Below are 15,150 nucleotides of genomic sequence, written 5' to 3'. Positions count from 1 at the left end.
CGGAGGTCCGGGAGGGAGCACGCCTAACCCGCAGCTGGCGCGTTCCCTGGGGCTCCGGGGGGAGAGACGTCCAGGCGGACGTCGTTCGGCGGCGCCGTCGGCCCTGGGTTGCCGCCGTTATAAAACCTCAGCCCCGCCCTCGCTGAGATATACGTCTATCTCTAGCCTAACGCCGTATTTGCCAGGTATATATACCCCGGGCTCTATTGTAAAAACCATCCCTGGCTTTAACACGTCGGATGAATTAGGCGATATGTCGGGCGCCTCATGTATCTCAAGCCCAAGGCCGTGTCCCGTGCGGTGTATAAAATAGGGGCCGTACCCCATAGCCTCTATGACCTCCCGCGCCGCCTTATCTACATCGGCAGCTCTCGCGCCAGATCTTACGGCGTTGAGAACGGCTTGTTGAGCTTTCTTTACTATGTCATATATCTTTAGATATTCGTCTGGAGGTTCTCCGTAGAAAAACGACTTAGTTAAATCGGCGTAATATCCGCCGTAGGATGCTGAAATATCTAACACCACGGCGTCTCCACGCCGTAATTTCTTGTCTGTGGGCTCTAGATGTGGCATAGCGGTGTTAGAGCCAAATTGAACCAATATGGGCCCCGGCGCGAGGCCTTCTTCATACAGCGCTGTGTAAATTCTGGCGGCGAATTGACGTTCAGAAACGCCGGGTGTCGTCTCTAGGCTTTCTATAACCCGCCTAATTTTTACAGCCGCCGCCTTTATCTTCTCTACCTCATCTCTGCGTTTTATAGCACGCCACTCTTTGAGAAGGTCGTCGGCTAGTTTAAACTGAGCCTGGGGAAGGGCTCTCTTGATTATTTCAAAATGGCGGAGTGTAGTTCCGCCGTCTATATAAACGACGTCGTCTATACAATTGGCAACAGCTTGTCTAAGCGCTTCTGCTGGATCTTCCCCATCTCTATATGGATATACGTTCCCAGACACTCTATCTACATCTAGCGCGGGGATAACAACTGCTGTGTAATCTCCACATTTTATAACTGCTTTAAAACGTTCGTACGTCTCTAGCCAAACTCCCGTTAGGTAGGCAAAGTTTACAGTAGTTGTTACAATAATCATACCTTTACTAAACCTCTCTCGTCTAACCTCCAGGCGGCTGTCTCCCACGTGTATACATTAGATATGACCCAGACCACCCGCCAGATTTTCATATAGCGGAGGTCTATGGGACTTGGCGTGGGGGGTCCTGGATGTGTGTGAAATATGGCCAAGAGGGAGAGCCCCTTTTCTTCAGCCTCTGTAAGAGCTCTGTAGAGCTCCTCGGGGTCTAGCCTAAAGGCTGTGGGGCTCTCTAACACGTTTTTAAGCCAACGCCATGTTTTGACTATTTCCCCATGGCCGAAGAGCAATGCCACACATTCCGTCTCCGGCTTACACCTCTCGGCCGCCTCTTTTAAAAAAGTTTGCGGAATTTTCACAGTAGCGGCACGTAGCGAGAGAGTTTAGATCTTTTTGAAACCTCTAGCGTCAGTTTTTCTATCTGGTCGCTACTCCCCTTTACGACAGCTATAGTGAGACAACGGCCTTCTACATGGAGATGTGTATAGGCCACTATGTGAGTTTTGTTATCCTCAATTACGTCGCCTATCTCTGAGAAGGTGTCTGTCACCGCCATTACAACGCCTAGACACTGGTGTTCAGGCTCGGCGTGGCTTCGCCTGGCCTCTAGATACTCTTGGAGGGCGGCGGCGACGATTTCACTTCTGGTGGCCCCTGTCTCTCTAGATATTTTATCTATGGCGTCGGCCATTTCTTTTGGTAGTGATATACCAAAGCGTTTCACATATAGGTAGAAATAGCTATATATTTCTGTTTTGGCATAGGCGTGAGTTGCATAGGCGTTGTAGATACCACCTTTGCAAGAGTAGATATGGGAAGCGTCGCCGTGGAGGAGTTAAAAAATCTGCTTCCACACGCCGTTGTAAAAAGAATTACTGTACCTGGGATAAAAAACACCGTGTGGGGCGCCTTGCGTCTCATAAAGGATGGATGCGATGCAGTTATTGTACTAGGTTGGGTCGGCCCCACGCAGGTGGATAAATATAGCTACTTAGCCACATCTATTGGACTTATCCAACTTCAGATAGCCACAGGCGCCCTTGTATTAGACGTCACTGTACATGAAGAAGAGGGCGGCGGCGACGAGAAAAAACTAAAAGAGATAGCTATAGATAGGGCGAGAAAACACGCGTGGAATCTAGCCCAGCTATTGACAGAGGGACTTGAGAAATACGCTGGCAAAGGCTTAAGACAAGGATATCCACACGCCGGCGAAATTCTATAATTTTATCAATTTCTACCTATATAACACATATAGAATTCCTACTTATTAGTAAATGGGATGCCGCACTGACACTTAATATACAATATACATATATATACAATAATATGTCAGTTTTATACTTTTCATATTTCTAGAGAAATCTATTTAAAGTGTAGGTAAATTCTAAAATAGGGCGGCTACGGCAACAAAAACGCCCCCACGCCTCCCGCTGTTGCCGTAGTTCCGCCTCTTTTCTAGACTAGTTTTGATAATAGAGTTGACACCACCCCACTTAGATATATGCCGTCGAAAACCCCAGCTCCTCCAATCGACATAAAGGGGGGTCTGTGACTCAATACTTTTTTTATGTTTAGAAGATCTGCGCCAACTATTGTGCCATAAACAGCCGTTATATACGTAGCCACAGGCCCTCCCCCTGCCAACAGCGCAGACAACGCCGCAATTATAGGCGGGGCAAATGCCGGCGTTACTACGCCGACGTTAGGCACAACGCGACTTACAGCATATATTAACGCAGAGGCTAACATAATCGAAAGTAGGAGCGCGGGGCTGTGGTATTTAGCGAGTAAATACGTCGCGACGGCTAGAGGTATAACTGCGCCTCCCACATTTACAGCGATATACGACTTCTCCTCTTGTAGTGCAATACGTGGCATAGGTATTGGCATGCCAAATACAACAACATAGTCAACGACCGGGATATACCTCCTCCTAGATAGTGTATACACCACCACGTTTATAGGACTTGTGGCTAGGCTGAGAAAAGTAACCGACGTGGCTATTAGAACTGCGGCGATAGAATGCATCCCCGCCGCCGTCAAAATCTCCGTAAAGGACGCCGTGAAAAAAGGCATTAGTAACACGGCGAGGCCGGCGTAGAAAATGCCAAAGACGCCGTAAAACGGCAACGCGATAACGATCCTCATTGTCTCACGGCTTTTGAATACGCCGCCTCGGCTATATCTGCAGCAAAAGCCACTATAGACGCAGCCTCGTGCATAATTGCAGTTGCTTGTGGACATATAACTTGTAGAGTCTCTCTTGCTAAGTCCGCACGTTGTATTAATACGGCTAGGGCTTTCTCTGCGTTGTTATTATAAAATGCTTCAAAGGCGTCTTGGAGAAAGCGGTGTACTTTTTTAAAGATTTTTAATACGTCTTCTACACATATAATGTCGTTTTGTAAATAGTAGTTAGTAGCGCGGTCTATTGCATCTCCTACATGCTCTAGGTTTTTTATCGTAATTATATAATCGACGTAGTGCTCAGGCTTATGTACGATATTTCTCTTTACAGTTCTCAGAGAGAAGAAATATAGCCTGTCTAGTTGGTCATCGAGACGTAAGATTTCTTCCGCTAGATTACGCACTCCCTGAGATAGCATTTGTGTATAGAGAGAGAACATTGCGTCTACTGTTGTGTACATACTACGTACAGCCTCGTCGATGTTTATATCCTCTCTAGTTACAATCCTAAGTTTTAACAAGCCCCCAACCTCCATGAGCACTACGCCGGGGAGCTTCCCCTCTATTTTTGTAACTATAGCCGATATGTCTTTAGTCTCTACCTCTAGCTCGTCGGCACCCTCTATATAATACGCAATTATGTCTCTAATGAGTTTCTCAACGTCGTCCCCCTTAATTCTTACCCTTCTAACAGTTGTAACTTCGCCGCCTGGTAGTATAGTTATTTTATCTCTATCTATAAACATTCGCAACGGCGAGCCTACTCCAAGCCCTTGTGACTCCACCCACTCCTTTGGCAGTGTTACTCCATAAGACCTCTCCCCAACTCTAATAATTTTCCGAAGTTCCACAGTATACCCAAGTTAATGGTATTAAAGGTATTTTCAGACTGGGACGGCCATATCATAGATCAACATCGGTGAGTTCATCACCTTCATGTCTAGAAGAGTGACTTAAAAACTAATAGAACCTTTCAAGTTTTTAGAGCAAGGTGGATAATAATTTGCCGTTTTCTGTCTTAGGGCGATTTCTCAGAAACGTAAACGCCCAGCCCCGAGCCCCCGGGGAAGTCGGCGTCACAAGGCGGCTGAGAGAACCACGTCACAGTTTTTGCCTAAGTAGCGCTTTTAAATACTTGGCAAGGGGATGTAGAGAGTCTGCTCTAATCACTGCTTTTGCCGCTCTGGCGACTTCTTCACTAGTGGGATTAAAGGCTATTGGATAGCCGGCTTTTTTCAATATAGAGAGGTCGGCCTCGCCGTCTCCAACAGCTATAACCTCAGACCATTCTACATCTAGGATTTCCAAGATTCGTTCAGCAATTACGTCTTTGTTTCTATCGCTGACGGAGACGGCGACGGTATTTACAGCGCCGTCTCTATATATCAATTCGTTTACTACGTAAAAATGGAAGCAGCGAGAAAGCTGTCTTGTATAGCCAAGTCCTGCTGAAAGCGCTATTGAATAAACGCCTGCCTCTTTTAAAACTTGACATAAGGCATCTAGCCCTCTCCTCGTCTGAAAACGCGCCTCTATTAAACGTTTGGGCGCCCCATGCCAAAGTAATGTATCATATAACGCCCATTCATAATAATCTATAACACCTAGCTTATAGAGAGCTCTATTTAACTCGGCGTCTGTGCCTAAGATTGCGTGTAGTCTCTGCCAAGCAGAGCGAAACGGCGTAATCACGCCATCGACGTCAAAAATAACCGCGCGGTATGTCATCGTCACTCTTTATACACACGTATAGCTCGCGAGGGGCAGTGCCGCTCTGCCTCCTTGACTTGTTCATATAGCCAGTCAGGCACAACGCCCTCTTCAAAACCGTTTACTGCATATTCTGGCGCAATGGCAGGTTTTCCGCCTTCGCTAGGGATAAACACCGTGGGGGCGTAGAATAGGCAGAAGTGCGCAACAACACATCTACTTCTGTCTATCTTTACTCTAACAGGCATGCTAGACTTCCAGACTCAATATTTATCTGTTAGGCCTAGACTCTGTAGAACGGCCTCGCGTATAGTGGAGATAGGCTTGGGTTTTACAACTCTACAGGGCCTTCCGCCACATAAAGCGCCTTCATATACAAGGAGAGCTCGCTTAATGTCTACGCCGGCGGTATAGCCGCCGAGCGACATATCGCTCTTCACCACTCTATGACAGGGGAGAATAACAGGGAGCGGGTTTGTCGCCATTAGCCATCCAACGTGACGCGGGCTTGTGCCTATGGCCTCTGCATATAATTTATACGTTGTGACATAGCCCCTCGGGATGCTTAATAAAGGCAGTAGTCTTTTGTCTATTTCCTCAAGCGGGATTTTATCCACAAGCTCTCTTAGACCAACCCATTTATTGCAATCAGACGGATTGACATGAGTTTTTTCGCCATCCCAACCAACGACGACAGGGCCGTATTGAACACAAAGCACGTACAAGATAAATTGCTAAAATTAATTGTCTCTTGTGGCTAAGGTGAAGCTCGCGGGTGTTTTAGTAGCGCTAGCTGGGGGAAAGACAGAACTAGAGATAGATGGGGCAACAGTGAGAGACATATTGAGGGGTCTTGCCTCAGTTTCTCAGAAGCTATACGAAAGAGTTGTGGGTCCAGATGGGTGGCCGAGGGCCGATATATATATAGCTATAAACGACGTTGATATTAGACTTCTCTCCGGTCTTTCGACTCCGGTGGGAAAAGAAGATGTTGTGCTTATCCTAGCCTATATACACCCTGGCTAATTCTTCTTCCTATTGTCTACAGCGACGACAGGTATTTTCTCGGTCTGTGAAGGTACTGCGTTTTGATCTGCAATCAAAACCTCTTGTCTATAGTAAACAACGCCTTTAGGCAATTCATCTTTTGTAAATATAGCCCTAAGGAGTAGAGTAGAGCCGAAAAATAGGAATGTAGCCATCCCGGTTAACACGGCGCTCCACACCGTGGCGTATTCTAAGTAAGCCTCAAGCGGCGTGAAGGGGAGTATAAGCCTCTGCCCCATCACCTCTCTTATGGCCCAGAGGCCGTTGACTACAAACCACACGAATATGCCGGCAAGACCCCACTTTATGAAGAAGTCGCCCAGCCAGCTCCCCAAGGGGCGTCTTGGCGGTATTGAGGCTATGAAGGCCAGGGCAAAGGCTATTATCATGAACCAGATCCAGCCGCCCACTACCGGGTGTTTCATATACTGCGATATAGATCCCAATAGTTGTCCTAAATCCATCTGTACAATATGGTTGCTAAAATATAAGAGTATTGTTCTGTTTTAGACGTTTACGGATTTTAAAACGCCCAGTTTTACTTATGATACTGGCAAACGACGAGTTAAAAAAACTGATTTCTACAGGCAGACTTAAGGTAGATCCCCTCGCCCCAGATACAGTACGAGAAAACGGCCTCGACTTAAGAATAGGGGGGGAGTACGCCATCTACGCCTACGAGGGCGCCGTAGTTAAGCCGTGTGAACTTGAAAACGCTAGACACCTCTTCCGCATAGTCAAGGCAGACGAGGTGGTGATCCCGCCGCGGAATTTCGTCCTCTTGACGACAGAGGAGTATGTCAAAATGCCCGACGACGTAGTGGGTCTCGCCAACTTGCGCTCTACTCTCGCGCGGTACGGCTTAGTCATACCGCCCACCGTAGTAGACGCAGGCTTTGAGGGCAATATCACCATCGAGGTGGTAAACGAGTCGCCGAACACCATAGTGCTGAAGAGGGGGATGAGGTTCCTCCACTTGATACTCGTCAAGGCGGAGGGCCGCGCCCTCTACTCCGGCACCTACCAGGGACAGCGGGGCGTCACACCGCCTAAGGGACTTAGGGGAGAGTGTTAAAGGCTTGGCGCTCTTTATAACGAGAGTCCGCCTTGTGGAATATATTTAAAACACATCGGGATCCTCTGGGCACTTGGCGGGGTCTTTTGTAGCCATGTCGTAAACCTCCACCTTTTCGCCTACTATTGCAATTTTTGGCCTTGTCTTACGATAGGGACCTGCTGTAGATGTAAATATAGTTATTATAGCGCCGCCGTGGTGTGTTGCACAGCCGGTGGGCACAAAGGTGTGACCTCGGATAAGCGCTACCACGTCGTGTTTTACGCAAAATTCGTTGGTAATTTTTCTGCCAAAAAGCCAGGCGCCGGGGCCTCGCGGACTAGGCGCGTATGTCTCGCAAAGACATGGGTCATTCCAAAGGATTTGAAAAGCTATTGGATCTGTTGGCGTTATGAGGTCGCCGTTGATTTTTCTCACCTCTTCTAGAGATACAGGAGTCATGTCGTCTCTTAGGGGAATCCCGCCATGAAACGCCATCACCCTTTTGTTTATCACAGCGACAAGAGGAAGGGCGGCAAATGTTTTCTTAAACTCCTTATAGACTGCGCCGCATTTACTGCCGATTTTTTCGCACAACTCGTCTAGAAAGCCGCCGTCGATGTTCATAATTGGCGACTCGTGATTGCCGCGGAGAACGACCGCCTTGCCCTCTAGATATAGCTTAAACACCTCGACGACAACCTCTAGCCCCATGTCTCCCCTGTCTACGTAGTCTCCCAAAAAGAGGTAGGGACTTTCCCACTCGTCGAAGATCTGGCTAAGGGTTTTGTAGTCACCGTGGATATCGCCCACGGCTGTGAAGCGGCCTTCCACCTCAACCACAAGACTCCGCGTCTTCTCTCTGACCTTCGCCAGAAGGTCGACCAGGGCCTCTACAGACGCCATAGCCTTTTGGCATTTGACTCCACGGTCTCCACCACTTGATCCCTAGGCAACTCCCAGAGCTCTGCCAGCTTCTCCACGGTCTTGTTTATCAGCGGGGGCGCCAGCCTCATCCCCCGGTACTCATACGGCCCGTCGCTTTCGAGCAACACAATCCGTCTGTCGGCCGCCTTTGCCGCCTCCTGGTGCTTCTTCTGGATCACCACGGCTGGGTTTATGGAGATGTAGTAGCCCAGGTCTTTAATCGTCTCCAGTAGGTCGAGGGGGCCTGTGTACCAGTGTATCAACGCCCTATCGACGTCGGCTCTCCTAAGCTCCTCCACCACGTCGGCCCAAGCATCCGGCGCGTGGACGTTGACCACGAGGTCGAGCTCCCTGGCCAGCCTTAGGAAGGCTCTGAAGAACTCGCGCTGTTTGTTAAACGTCTGGGGGACAAACCTCCTGTCTAGCCCCACCTCGCCTACGCAGGGCACCTCCGCCTTTTCGGCAAGACGGACTACGGCCTCTAGATCCCCTGGCTCGGCCTTATCTACCTGCCAGGGGTGTATCCCCACGCAACGCACGGCTCCCTCCAGCTCCACAGTCCTCCTCGAAGTGGCTAAGTCGTCTGAGACACAGACTAAGGTCCACTCCTTGGTGTATTTCTCCAGCTCCTCTCTCGGAAACTCGTGACAGTGTACGTGGTTGTCAAACACGTGGTACAGTACGTTTGGTATTTAATTACTCCTTTCGCACGGTCTCACATTGACATACGTCGTGTAGAGCTTCGGCGTCCCCCCGTAGAGCCCGGGCTCGCCTCTGGCAACGGCGTTTATCGGAACTCCTCTGAGGTCTTTCCCTATGCCTCTGTAGACGACGACGCCGGGCGGCACGCTGGGATCTGGCGAGGCCTCTAGGACGACCTCTCCCTGTTCATTGTAAAGCACGACGCAATCTCCGACGTAGTCCCTGGGGTTCATATATACGCGGGGCGGCGGCTCGCCGTATATGTCGCGGAACTGGCTGTTTGTGTAAAGCGGGTTCGGCGGGAAGGTGAGCACTAAAGCGTCTTGGGGCTTCTTATATTGTGGCAATGGCGATAGACCGCGTCTCTCCGCCGTAACGCTATAGAACTCCACCTTGCCTGTAGCTGTGGAGAAATTGTAGTAGTCAGGCGCCCTCAGCTTTACATAACCCCGCTCCTTTAGCTCCTTTAACGTAACGCCGGCCCCCCTTATGGCTTTATCAACTGCCTCCCAGGGGTCTTCCCGCATCAACGGGTGCTCCGCTAGGCCCAGAAGCTCGGCGAGCTTCGCCACTACCCACGTCTCGCGTCGGGCCTCCCCCGGCGGCTCTGCCACCGCTGTGTTATAGACGAGATAGTTGTGCCAGTAGCTGTATACCACGTCGTCTTTCTCCAGGTAGGTGGGAGCCGGCAGAACTAAGTGCGCCGCCTCAGCTGTCTCGTCTATAAAAGGCGTGTGAACCGCGAGAAATACGTCGCCTCTGGCGGCTGCCTCCGCCAGCCTATTACCCTGTGGCAGGGTGAGGACGGGGTTTGCGTTCCAGACATAGATGATGTCAAAGTCGTCGATCCAACTGCCCAAGAGACCCATGTTTACCACTCGGCCTGGCTTAGCCATGTGGAGCCCTCTCAGATAGGCGAAGTCTATCCCCCAAGCCCCCGAGTTTGAGTAGTAGAAACCCGCTGGGTCTCCCAGTAACGCGTGTATTAGGGATATAGCCCGTGCCGCCTCGCCTCCGTTTTCCGTCCTCCCGATGGCAAACCCTATTACGGTCACCGGCCTCCTGAGGTAGAACTCGACTAGACGGAAGAGAGTTTCGCGCCTAACGCCGGTCTCCGCTTCAACATACTCGGGAGTGTAAGTCTCTACGTATTTTACAAACTTGTCAAATCCATAGGTGTACCTATCGACGAAGTCTCTGTCGTATTCCCCACGCAATATGATCTCTCTAGCGATTCCAAGCGCTAGAACCACGTCTGTCCCAGGTTTAACCAAGACAGGCAGATCTACGTTTTTCATTGTCGCTGTCCATACGACGTCTACAGCCGCCGTGGCGTTTCTAGCCCTCTTCGCGAGAGCCCACCCGTGTATAAAGGAGGTCGCCGCGTCGAGGGCCCAAAACACCACGGGCCTTCTCCCCAACTCTTCTGGCATCGCGCCGTAGGACCTCCCCCAGTGGAGCTTTATCGCCTCGCTCCCCTCTGCGCTACATATTGAGTAGTCTGTCGAGGCGGCGCCCAACGCGTTAAAGAGGCGAGCTGGATAATACCACGTCAAGAGCCCTTGATTGCCATCGTAGTCGATATGGAGAACCTCCTCTGGATGCGTCTCCCTAATCCTCAACGCCAACTCTTCCAGGGCCCGGCTCCAACTCACCTCGATCTGTTGCCGCTCTCCTCTCAACACCGGCCTTTTTATCCTCTTCGGCGAGCTCAATCTTTTTACGTCGGCTACGCCTCTGGCACAAGTAAAGCCGAGAGTTGGAAATTCGTCAATTGGAACTAACTTCTCTAGTTTTCCCCCTCTATAGACTGGCCTAAAGATGCAAGTATCGAAACAATCACGAGTACAAGCAATCACGTCACGCGTTTATGTAATCTCCTAAGAAATTGGCGAAAGCGCTCTGTCCTGGGGTTGTAGAGTATCTCTACAGGCCCCTCCTCTACTATCTTCCCGCCTTCGAAAAAGACCACTCTATCTGCTACATCTAGTGCAAAGTCTACCTCATGAGTCACTATCAACATGGTCGTGCCGCGACGCGCTATGTCCTCTAACACTTGTAGAACCTCCTCGACTAACTCCGGATCAAGGGCAGAGGTAGGCTCGTCGAGCATAAGCACCTTTGGGTTTTTTGCTAGAGCTCTAGCGATAGCCACTCTCTGTTGTTGGCCTCCAGAGAGTTGCAACGGGTAGGCGTTGGCCTTATCCTCTAGGCCAACTAGGCTAAGCGCCTCTCTAGCTCTTGCCACAGCCTCTTTATACGGCAATTTATGGACTTTGACGAGAGGAAGTACTATATTGTCTACCACCTTGAGATGTGGAAATAAGTTGTAGTGTTGAAAAACAAAGCCAACTCTCTTCCGCACTTCTCTAAGTGTCTCTTGCCTTACTTCAACCCCGTCTATTAATATGCGGCCCTGTCTCGGCTTAACTAACCAAATGAGTGATCTTAGGAATGTCGATTTTCCAGAGCCTGAGGGGCCCATAATTACAACCTTCTCCCCCTGGGCCACGTCGAGATCCACCCCTTTCACAACCTCAAGTGTTCCATAAGCCACGTGGAGATTTCTAACAGACACAACAGCCATAGCCTATATTATGCCTCTTCTTAAATACCCAGGTATTGCATACTTACGCTCGATATAATGACTTATCTTCACCATAGTGTAACAAATTATGAAATATATCGTTGCAGCGGCTAAATAAGCCTCGAAATAAGCAAATTTAGAGGCGGCGTAGTAATCAGCTCTTCTAAATATATCTGGCGGCGTAACGCCAATGACAGCTACAAGAGAAGAATCTTTAATCAACAACACAAGCTCGTTCATAAGCGCTGGAATTGCTATCCTAAGCGCCTGGGGGAGTATAATATAGCGGAAAGTCTGAGTTTTTGTAAACGCGTATGCCTCTGCAGTTAGATACTGCTCCAGCGGTATGGCTTGAACAGCCGAGCGGAAGATCTCGGCTTGATACGCCGCGCTATTTAAGCCGAGGGCAATTACGCCGGCTGTAAAGGGGTCTATATTTATGCCGTAGTCTTTTAGATAACCTCCCACGCCGAAATATATAATGAAAATTTGAACGAGAAGCGGCGTACCTCTAAACGCCTCGACGTAAGCTGATGCAAGCCATGGAAGAGGCTTGGGCAAGAAGAATCTAATAAGAAGGAGTATAGAGCCGAGGACGAGCCCTATGACAAAAGAGAGCAACGCCAGAGAAAGCGTAGTGGGCACACCCCCCACCACATAGGCTAGGGCCTCTATATAGTGTTCTAAAGCCATATCGGGCGGCTTCTCCCCTACTAATAAACTTTAAAAACGATTTATTAAACCGAGAGTATTTTTACACATGTACCGCATAGTCGATATAGAGACCGACATTAGAAATGTTGTAGAAAAATACAGACTCGGCCATTTACTCAAGGCTAAAATCGCCGTTGTGTATAACTCAAGTTCAAGATCTAAGGCAGTCGCAAGGATATGGGGACTTGGCAAAATTTTTCAAATTGCATATGGGCTGGAGCCGGCTTACGTTATAGAGCTTCTGCCAGCCTTTACCACTTTGACATGTAGAGAGAAGGTCAGAGCGATTGCCCACGAGCTTGCACATATCCCATCTACAGGTAACGGCACGACAAGGCCGCACAACACTGCCTTTTGGAGAGATTACAAAACTTATTCCGCCTTATTTAAATGCTCCGACTTCCCCTCTCTCCAGAGAGGGAAAGCTTGATGCGAAAGAGAATAAGTCTCGTCCTTTAGGGCGGGGCGGACATCTTCCAGAACAAAGTAGTGAAGAACAGGGGCTTAAACGTTATGTTCCATACGGCCGGGTTGGCCAACTAAAATTCAGATGACCCACGGAGGGGCACGTCCCCCTATCTTTCTCTCGGCCCCTCTTCGGGGGCTCAGGGGCCCGCCTCGAGTGCGCCGGGGCGAGGGGGCGGGTCATACGGGGGCCAGCCACAAGCCGTTTTTGTTTCGCCATCTTCGCGCCCCCGTCTGCTGCCCTGAGGCCAGACGCCGTTCATGAAATAGAGAGAGTTACGAGGTTAAGTGGGGTGGTTGCCGGTGCGGAAGAAGCGGGTTGTTTTGCCTTTTCTATCAGTTCTCAATACTTCTTCTCTGCCCAAATCACGGGCACGTTGTCTCTATGTGCCCCGAAGCCGCAGGCGGGACAGCGCATGAAGCGACCCCTCTCCTCCGCCATCTTGGCTCCACAACGGGGGCAGACGGTTGAATACAGCCGCTCCTCCACATACGGCAGGCCGTACCACAATGCCAACTCCATCAGTCTCCTTCGTAGTTGGCCGAGACCGTCTAGGAGGTGTTTCTTCTCTCCGTTCCTCTCCTTGAGCTCTCGGTATGTGTCGTCCTCCATCGCGGCAAGCACGACGGCGGCTACGATGACATTGGCTCACACGGCAGACCAAGGCGCGTCTGTAGCGGATTTACTTCAACAAGGCCCCTAGAGAGCCGCTGTAGTCAACGCGTCGGCGAGCCCACCGCCGCGTATATCGCCTTCTTTAGGCACATGTGACAGAAGAGGTCAAAAGGAGAAAAGCAAGGGTTGGGAGGAGAGGAAAAAGGGGGGTTGTTTAGTCTGTGTCTACTTTTCGCCGTCCACAGATATTTGCTGAGGACGGCGTCGGCAAACGTGCCGTCTTTGCCGACGACAACTGTATTCAACAATCTGCCCCCGTTGTGGAGCCAAGATGGCAGAGAAGAAAAACCGCATAATGCGTTGTCCCCCTAGGCGACGCTGTGGAGATGATAAACGAGCTGGAGAAACAGGACAAACCGCTACAATACTCGTCCATTAACTCCGACGAGAGACAATACCAAAGACCCCCACAGTAGAAACTCCACCTCTCAGGGCGTGGAGTGTGGTCATGAACATACAACTTATTAAGTTAGACACCGTAATAATATATGTATTACTTGGCCGACCAACGTCTAAAAGTTGCGGCAGAGAAATTCTCACCAGAGTTGGCGCTGAAGTGTAGGACTGTATATCAAATATATAGACTATACAAGGTGGGGTTGGTAACTCAAAAAGTTGGTGAAAAGGCGAGAGAGATATTGGAGAAGGAGTGTCCAAAAGAGTTAGTTGAGTTAATTGCGCCTACAGTAGATTAGATCCACCCTCTTATTTTCATGGCGTTGTATATTCTTTCTAATGCGGTTACTATTGCTGCGTCTCTCATTGTCCATCCTTTTTCTCTCTGCCATCTCTTGTATACTCTCTCGACGTTGTTTACCATTATGTTTTCAAGTCTCTTTCTAGTCTCCTCCTCGTCCCAGATATACCACTGGAGATTCTCCACCCACTCTAAATACGACATAATCACGCCGCCGGCGTTGGCGAGGATATCAGGAACTACGACAACCCCCCTCTCATACAAAATCCTCTCAGCCTCAGGAGTAGTAGGGCCATTAGCACCCTCAACAACAAGCCTAGCCTTCACAAGCCCAGCATTATCACCCCTAATGACATTCTCAATAGCGGCGGGGACGAAAATGTCGACGTCTAGTTTAAATATGGCATCTGGGTTTTTAACAAATTCGGCATTGTCTTTTGTCGTAAACAGTTCTACGAGAGCAGGCCCTGTAAGTCCCTTGTTTTTTTGTATCAATTCAACATTAAGTCCCTCCTTTCTATAAGCTACGCCATTTATATCAGACACAGCTATCACCTTAGCGCCCATTTTTTCTAGCCAATACGCTGTCCACCTCCCCACATTACCCATACCCTGTATCGCTACTGTTTTTCCTTCTATTCCGCCCCATAGTTTTTTTGCCATTTCTCTTGTCGCTACTGCTACTCCAAAGCCTGTGGCGTATTCTCTCACTGGGTTTCCCCATAGCTCTGGTGGTTTTGAGGTGAATACCCCGGGCACGTTGTAGCCCTTTATTTTTGAATATTCGTCTACCATCCACGCCATGATTTGGGCGTTTGTCCCAACGTCAGGCGCTGGGATGTCGACTACGTCGCCTATGAGGGGGGCTATGGCTCTGGCATATCCTCTAGAGAGCTCTTCAAGTTCTCTCTGCGAGAGTTTCTTAGGGTCTACACGTACTGCGCCTTTAGCGCCGCCATACGGCAAGCCAGCTAGGCTATTTTTCAACGTCATTAAAATAGCCAAGGCGACGTCGTCGGCAAGAGTAACCTCAGGATGAAAACGAACCCCACCCTTATACGGGCCGAGAACATCACAATGCTGCACACGATAACCCTCAAACACCTCAAAACCACCACCATCCAACCTCACAGGAATATTAACAATCAAAACACGCCTAGGCCTAGACAAGATTTTATAGAAATCTTCGGGAAATCCGCCTAATTCTACGCCTTTTTTTACATAGTTAAGCACATACTCTAAAAACCCTGTCCTCTCCATGTGAATATAAAAAGCTTGTATATATAAATATT

The 15,150-nt window shown here is 49.5% G+C and carries 20 protein-coding genes and 1 pseudogene; 5 read left to right on the top strand and 16 right to left on the bottom strand.

Annotated features, from left to right (window positions below; genetic code table 11):
- Nucleotides 1-117: 117 nt before the first annotated feature.
- Genes PISL_RS09420 through PISL_RS09410 form a run of 3 tightly spaced genes read right to left on the bottom strand, consistent with a single transcriptional unit; the run spans nt 118 to nt 1,813 of the window.
- Nucleotides 118-1,089, bottom strand: coding sequence for a M24 family metallopeptidase (locus PISL_RS09420; protein ID WP_011763559.1), 972 nt, complete (start codon nt 1,087-1,089; stop codon nt 118-120).
- Nucleotides 1,086-1,448: a M67 family metallopeptidase gene (locus tag PISL_RS09415; RefSeq protein WP_053240492.1), complete on the bottom strand. Its 363-nt coding sequence runs from the start codon at nt 1,446-1,448 to the stop codon at nt 1,086-1,088. The genes PISL_RS09420 and PISL_RS09415 overlap by 4 nt, the downstream gene beginning before the upstream one ends.
- Nucleotides 1,445-1,813: a CopG family ribbon-helix-helix protein gene (locus tag PISL_RS09410; protein WP_011763557.1), complete on the bottom strand. Its 369-nt coding sequence runs from the start codon at nt 1,811-1,813 to the stop codon at nt 1,445-1,447. Before PISL_RS09410 ends, PISL_RS09415 begins: the two co-directional genes overlap by 4 nt.
- Nucleotides 1,814-1,855: 42 nt before the next feature.
- Between PISL_RS09410 and ribC the strand changes: the two genes are divergently transcribed.
- Nucleotides 1,856-2,314: a riboflavin synthase gene (gene ribC, locus PISL_RS09405; protein ID WP_011763556.1), complete on the top strand. Its 459-nt coding sequence runs from the start codon at nt 1,856-1,858 to the stop codon at nt 2,312-2,314.
- Nucleotides 2,315-2,547: 233 nt separating this feature from the next.
- On the opposite strand, the gene PISL_RS09400 is transcribed toward ribC, so the two are convergent.
- From PISL_RS09400 to PISL_RS09380, 5 genes are all read right to left on the bottom strand, one after another.
- Nucleotides 2,548-3,240 carry a DUF1614 domain-containing protein gene (locus tag PISL_RS09400; protein WP_011763555.1) on the bottom strand — a complete coding sequence of 231 codons (693 nt, stop codon included), beginning with the start codon at nt 3,238-3,240 and terminating at the stop codon, nt 2,548-2,550.
- Nucleotides 3,237-4,130 carry a phosphate signaling complex PhoU family protein gene (locus PISL_RS09395; RefSeq protein WP_011763554.1) on the bottom strand — a complete coding sequence of 298 codons (894 nt, stop codon included), beginning with the start codon at nt 4,128-4,130 and terminating at the stop codon, nt 3,237-3,239. Before PISL_RS09395 ends, PISL_RS09400 begins: the two co-directional genes overlap by 4 nt.
- A gap of 250 nt (nt 4,131-4,380) precedes the next feature.
- The gene (locus PISL_RS09390; protein ID WP_011763553.1) at nt 4,381-5,007 is read right to left on the bottom strand and encodes an HAD family hydrolase; all 627 of its coding nucleotides are present in this window, start codon (nt 5,005-5,007) and stop codon (nt 4,381-4,383) included.
- Between the two features lie 2 nt (nt 5,008-5,009).
- Nucleotides 5,010-5,237, bottom strand: coding sequence for a ferredoxin (locus PISL_RS09385; protein ID WP_011763552.1), 228 nt, complete (start codon nt 5,235-5,237; stop codon nt 5,010-5,012).
- A gap of 15 nt (nt 5,238-5,252) precedes the next feature.
- A complete protein-coding gene (locus PISL_RS09380; RefSeq protein WP_011763551.1) occupies nt 5,253-5,708 on the bottom strand; it encodes an MGMT family protein in 456 nt (151 codons plus the stop codon).
- A gap of 34 nt (nt 5,709-5,742) precedes the next feature.
- Between PISL_RS09380 and PISL_RS09375 the strand changes: the two genes are divergently transcribed.
- Nucleotides 5,743-6,015 carry a MoaD/ThiS family protein gene (locus tag PISL_RS09375; protein ID WP_011763550.1) on the top strand — a complete coding sequence of 91 codons (273 nt, stop codon included), beginning with the start codon at nt 5,743-5,745 and terminating at the stop codon, nt 6,013-6,015.
- Here PISL_RS09375 and PISL_RS09370 read toward each other — a convergent pair.
- Nucleotides 6,012-6,500, bottom strand: coding sequence for a hypothetical protein (locus tag PISL_RS09370; RefSeq protein WP_011763549.1), 489 nt, complete (start codon nt 6,498-6,500; stop codon nt 6,012-6,014). The genes PISL_RS09375 and PISL_RS09370 overlap by 4 nt on opposite strands.
- An 80-nt stretch (nt 6,501-6,580) precedes the next feature.
- Here PISL_RS09370 and dcd point away from each other — a divergent pair, with 80 nt between their 5' ends.
- Nucleotides 6,581-7,111 (top strand): dCTP deaminase, encoded by a 531-nt coding sequence (dcd, locus tag PISL_RS09365; RefSeq protein WP_011763548.1) that lies wholly within the window; start codon nt 6,581-6,583, stop codon nt 7,109-7,111.
- A gap of 45 nt (nt 7,112-7,156) precedes the next feature.
- On the opposite strand, the gene PISL_RS09360 is transcribed toward dcd, so the two are convergent.
- Genes PISL_RS09360 through PISL_RS09340 form a run of 5 tightly spaced genes read right to left on the bottom strand, consistent with a single transcriptional unit; the run spans nt 7,157 to nt 11,999 of the window.
- Nucleotides 7,157-7,996: a metallophosphoesterase gene (locus PISL_RS09360; protein WP_011763547.1), complete on the bottom strand. Its 840-nt coding sequence runs from the start codon at nt 7,994-7,996 to the stop codon at nt 7,157-7,159.
- The gene (locus PISL_RS09355) at nt 7,984-8,688 is read right to left on the bottom strand and encodes a TatD family hydrolase (RefSeq protein ID WP_011763546.1); all 705 of its coding nucleotides are present in this window, start codon (nt 8,686-8,688) and stop codon (nt 7,984-7,986) included. The genes PISL_RS09360 and PISL_RS09355 overlap by 13 nt, the downstream gene beginning before the upstream one ends.
- 21 nt (nt 8,689-8,709) lie before the next feature.
- Complete coding sequence (locus PISL_RS09350; protein ID WP_011763545.1) at nt 8,710-10,578, bottom strand: molybdopterin-dependent oxidoreductase; 1,869 nt, start codon at nt 10,576-10,578, stop codon at nt 8,710-8,712.
- Nucleotides 10,575-11,306, bottom strand: a complete 732-nt coding sequence (locus PISL_RS09345) for an amino acid ABC transporter ATP-binding protein (protein WP_011763544.1) — start codon at nt 11,304-11,306, stop codon at nt 10,575-10,577. The genes PISL_RS09350 and PISL_RS09345 overlap by 4 nt, the downstream gene beginning before the upstream one ends.
- Nucleotides 11,307-11,309: 3 nt before the next feature.
- Nucleotides 11,310-11,999, bottom strand: a complete 690-nt coding sequence (locus tag PISL_RS09340) for an amino acid ABC transporter permease (protein WP_011763543.1) — start codon at nt 11,997-11,999, stop codon at nt 11,310-11,312.
- Nucleotides 12,000-12,066: 67 nt separating this feature from the next.
- On the opposite strand from PISL_RS09340, the gene PISL_RS09335 reads away from it, so the two are divergent.
- Entirely contained in the window at nt 12,067-12,450 is a 384-nt protein-coding gene (locus PISL_RS09335) for a putative metallopeptidase (RefSeq protein ID WP_011763542.1), read from the top strand.
- A gap of 381 nt (nt 12,451-12,831) precedes the next feature.
- Here PISL_RS09335 and PISL_RS09330 read toward each other — a convergent pair.
- Nucleotides 12,832-13,119 (bottom strand): annotated as a pseudogene (locus PISL_RS09330) (zinc ribbon domain-containing protein); the annotation flags it as partial.
- A gap of 530 nt (nt 13,120-13,649) precedes the next feature.
- On the opposite strand from PISL_RS09330, the gene PISL_RS09325 reads away from it, so the two are divergent.
- Nucleotides 13,650-13,856 carry a hypothetical protein gene (locus PISL_RS09325; protein WP_011763541.1) on the top strand — a complete coding sequence of 69 codons (207 nt, stop codon included), beginning with the start codon at nt 13,650-13,652 and terminating at the stop codon, nt 13,854-13,856.
- Here the strand turns inward: PISL_RS09325 and PISL_RS09320 are convergent.
- Nucleotides 13,853-15,118, bottom strand: coding sequence for a Glu/Leu/Phe/Val family dehydrogenase (locus PISL_RS09320; protein WP_011763540.1), 1,266 nt, complete (start codon nt 15,116-15,118; stop codon nt 13,853-13,855). The genes PISL_RS09325 and PISL_RS09320 overlap by 4 nt on opposite strands.
- Nucleotides 15,119-15,150: the final 32 nt, after the last annotated feature.

The organism is Pyrobaculum islandicum DSM 4184 (genome assembly GCF_000015205.1).
Lineage (GTDB): Archaea > Thermoproteota > Thermoprotei > Thermoproteales > Thermoproteaceae > Pyrobaculum > Pyrobaculum islandicum.
This window is presented reverse-complemented; position numbering and strand designations above follow the sequence as displayed.

Excerpts from the sequence above, each read along its gene's own strand:
- PISL_RS09420 (WP_011763559.1), bottom strand. The coding sequence starts at position 1,089 with ATGATTATTGTAACAACTACTGTAAACTTTGCCTACCTAACGGGAGTT.
- PISL_RS09400 (WP_011763555.1), bottom strand. The coding sequence starts at position 3,240 with ATGAGGATCGTTATCGCGTTGCCGTTTTACGGCGTCTTTGGCATTTTC.
- PISL_RS09390 (WP_011763553.1), bottom strand. The coding sequence starts at position 5,007 with ATGACATACCGCGCGGTTATTTTTGACGTCGATGGCGTGATTACGCCG.
- PISL_RS09385 (WP_011763552.1), bottom strand. The coding sequence starts at position 5,237 with ATGCCTGTTAGAGTAAAGATAGACAGAAGTAGATGTGTTGTTGCGCAC.
- PISL_RS09370 (WP_011763549.1), bottom strand. The coding sequence starts at position 6,500 with ATGGATTTAGGACAACTATTGGGATCTATATCGCAGTATATGAAACAC.
- dcd (WP_011763548.1), top strand. The coding sequence starts at position 6,581 with ATGATACTGGCAAACGACGAGTTAAAAAAACTGATTTCTACAGGCAGA.
- PISL_RS09360 (WP_011763547.1), bottom strand. The coding sequence starts at position 7,996 with ATGGCGTCTGTAGAGGCCCTGGTCGACCTTCTGGCGAAGGTCAGAGAG.
- PISL_RS09345 (WP_011763544.1), bottom strand. The coding sequence starts at position 11,306 with ATGGCTGTTGTGTCTGTTAGAAATCTCCACGTGGCTTATGGAACACTT.
- PISL_RS09340 (WP_011763543.1), bottom strand. The coding sequence starts at position 11,999 with ATGGCTTTAGAACACTATATAGAGGCCCTAGCCTATGTGGTGGGGGGT.
- PISL_RS09335 (WP_011763542.1), top strand. The coding sequence starts at position 12,067 with ATGTACCGCATAGTCGATATAGAGACCGACATTAGAAATGTTGTAGAA.
- PISL_RS09325 (WP_011763541.1), top strand. The coding sequence starts at position 13,650 with ATGTATTACTTGGCCGACCAACGTCTAAAAGTTGCGGCAGAGAAATTC.
- PISL_RS09320 (WP_011763540.1), bottom strand. The coding sequence starts at position 15,118 with ATGGAGAGGACAGGGTTTTTAGAGTATGTGCTTAACTATGTAAAAAAA.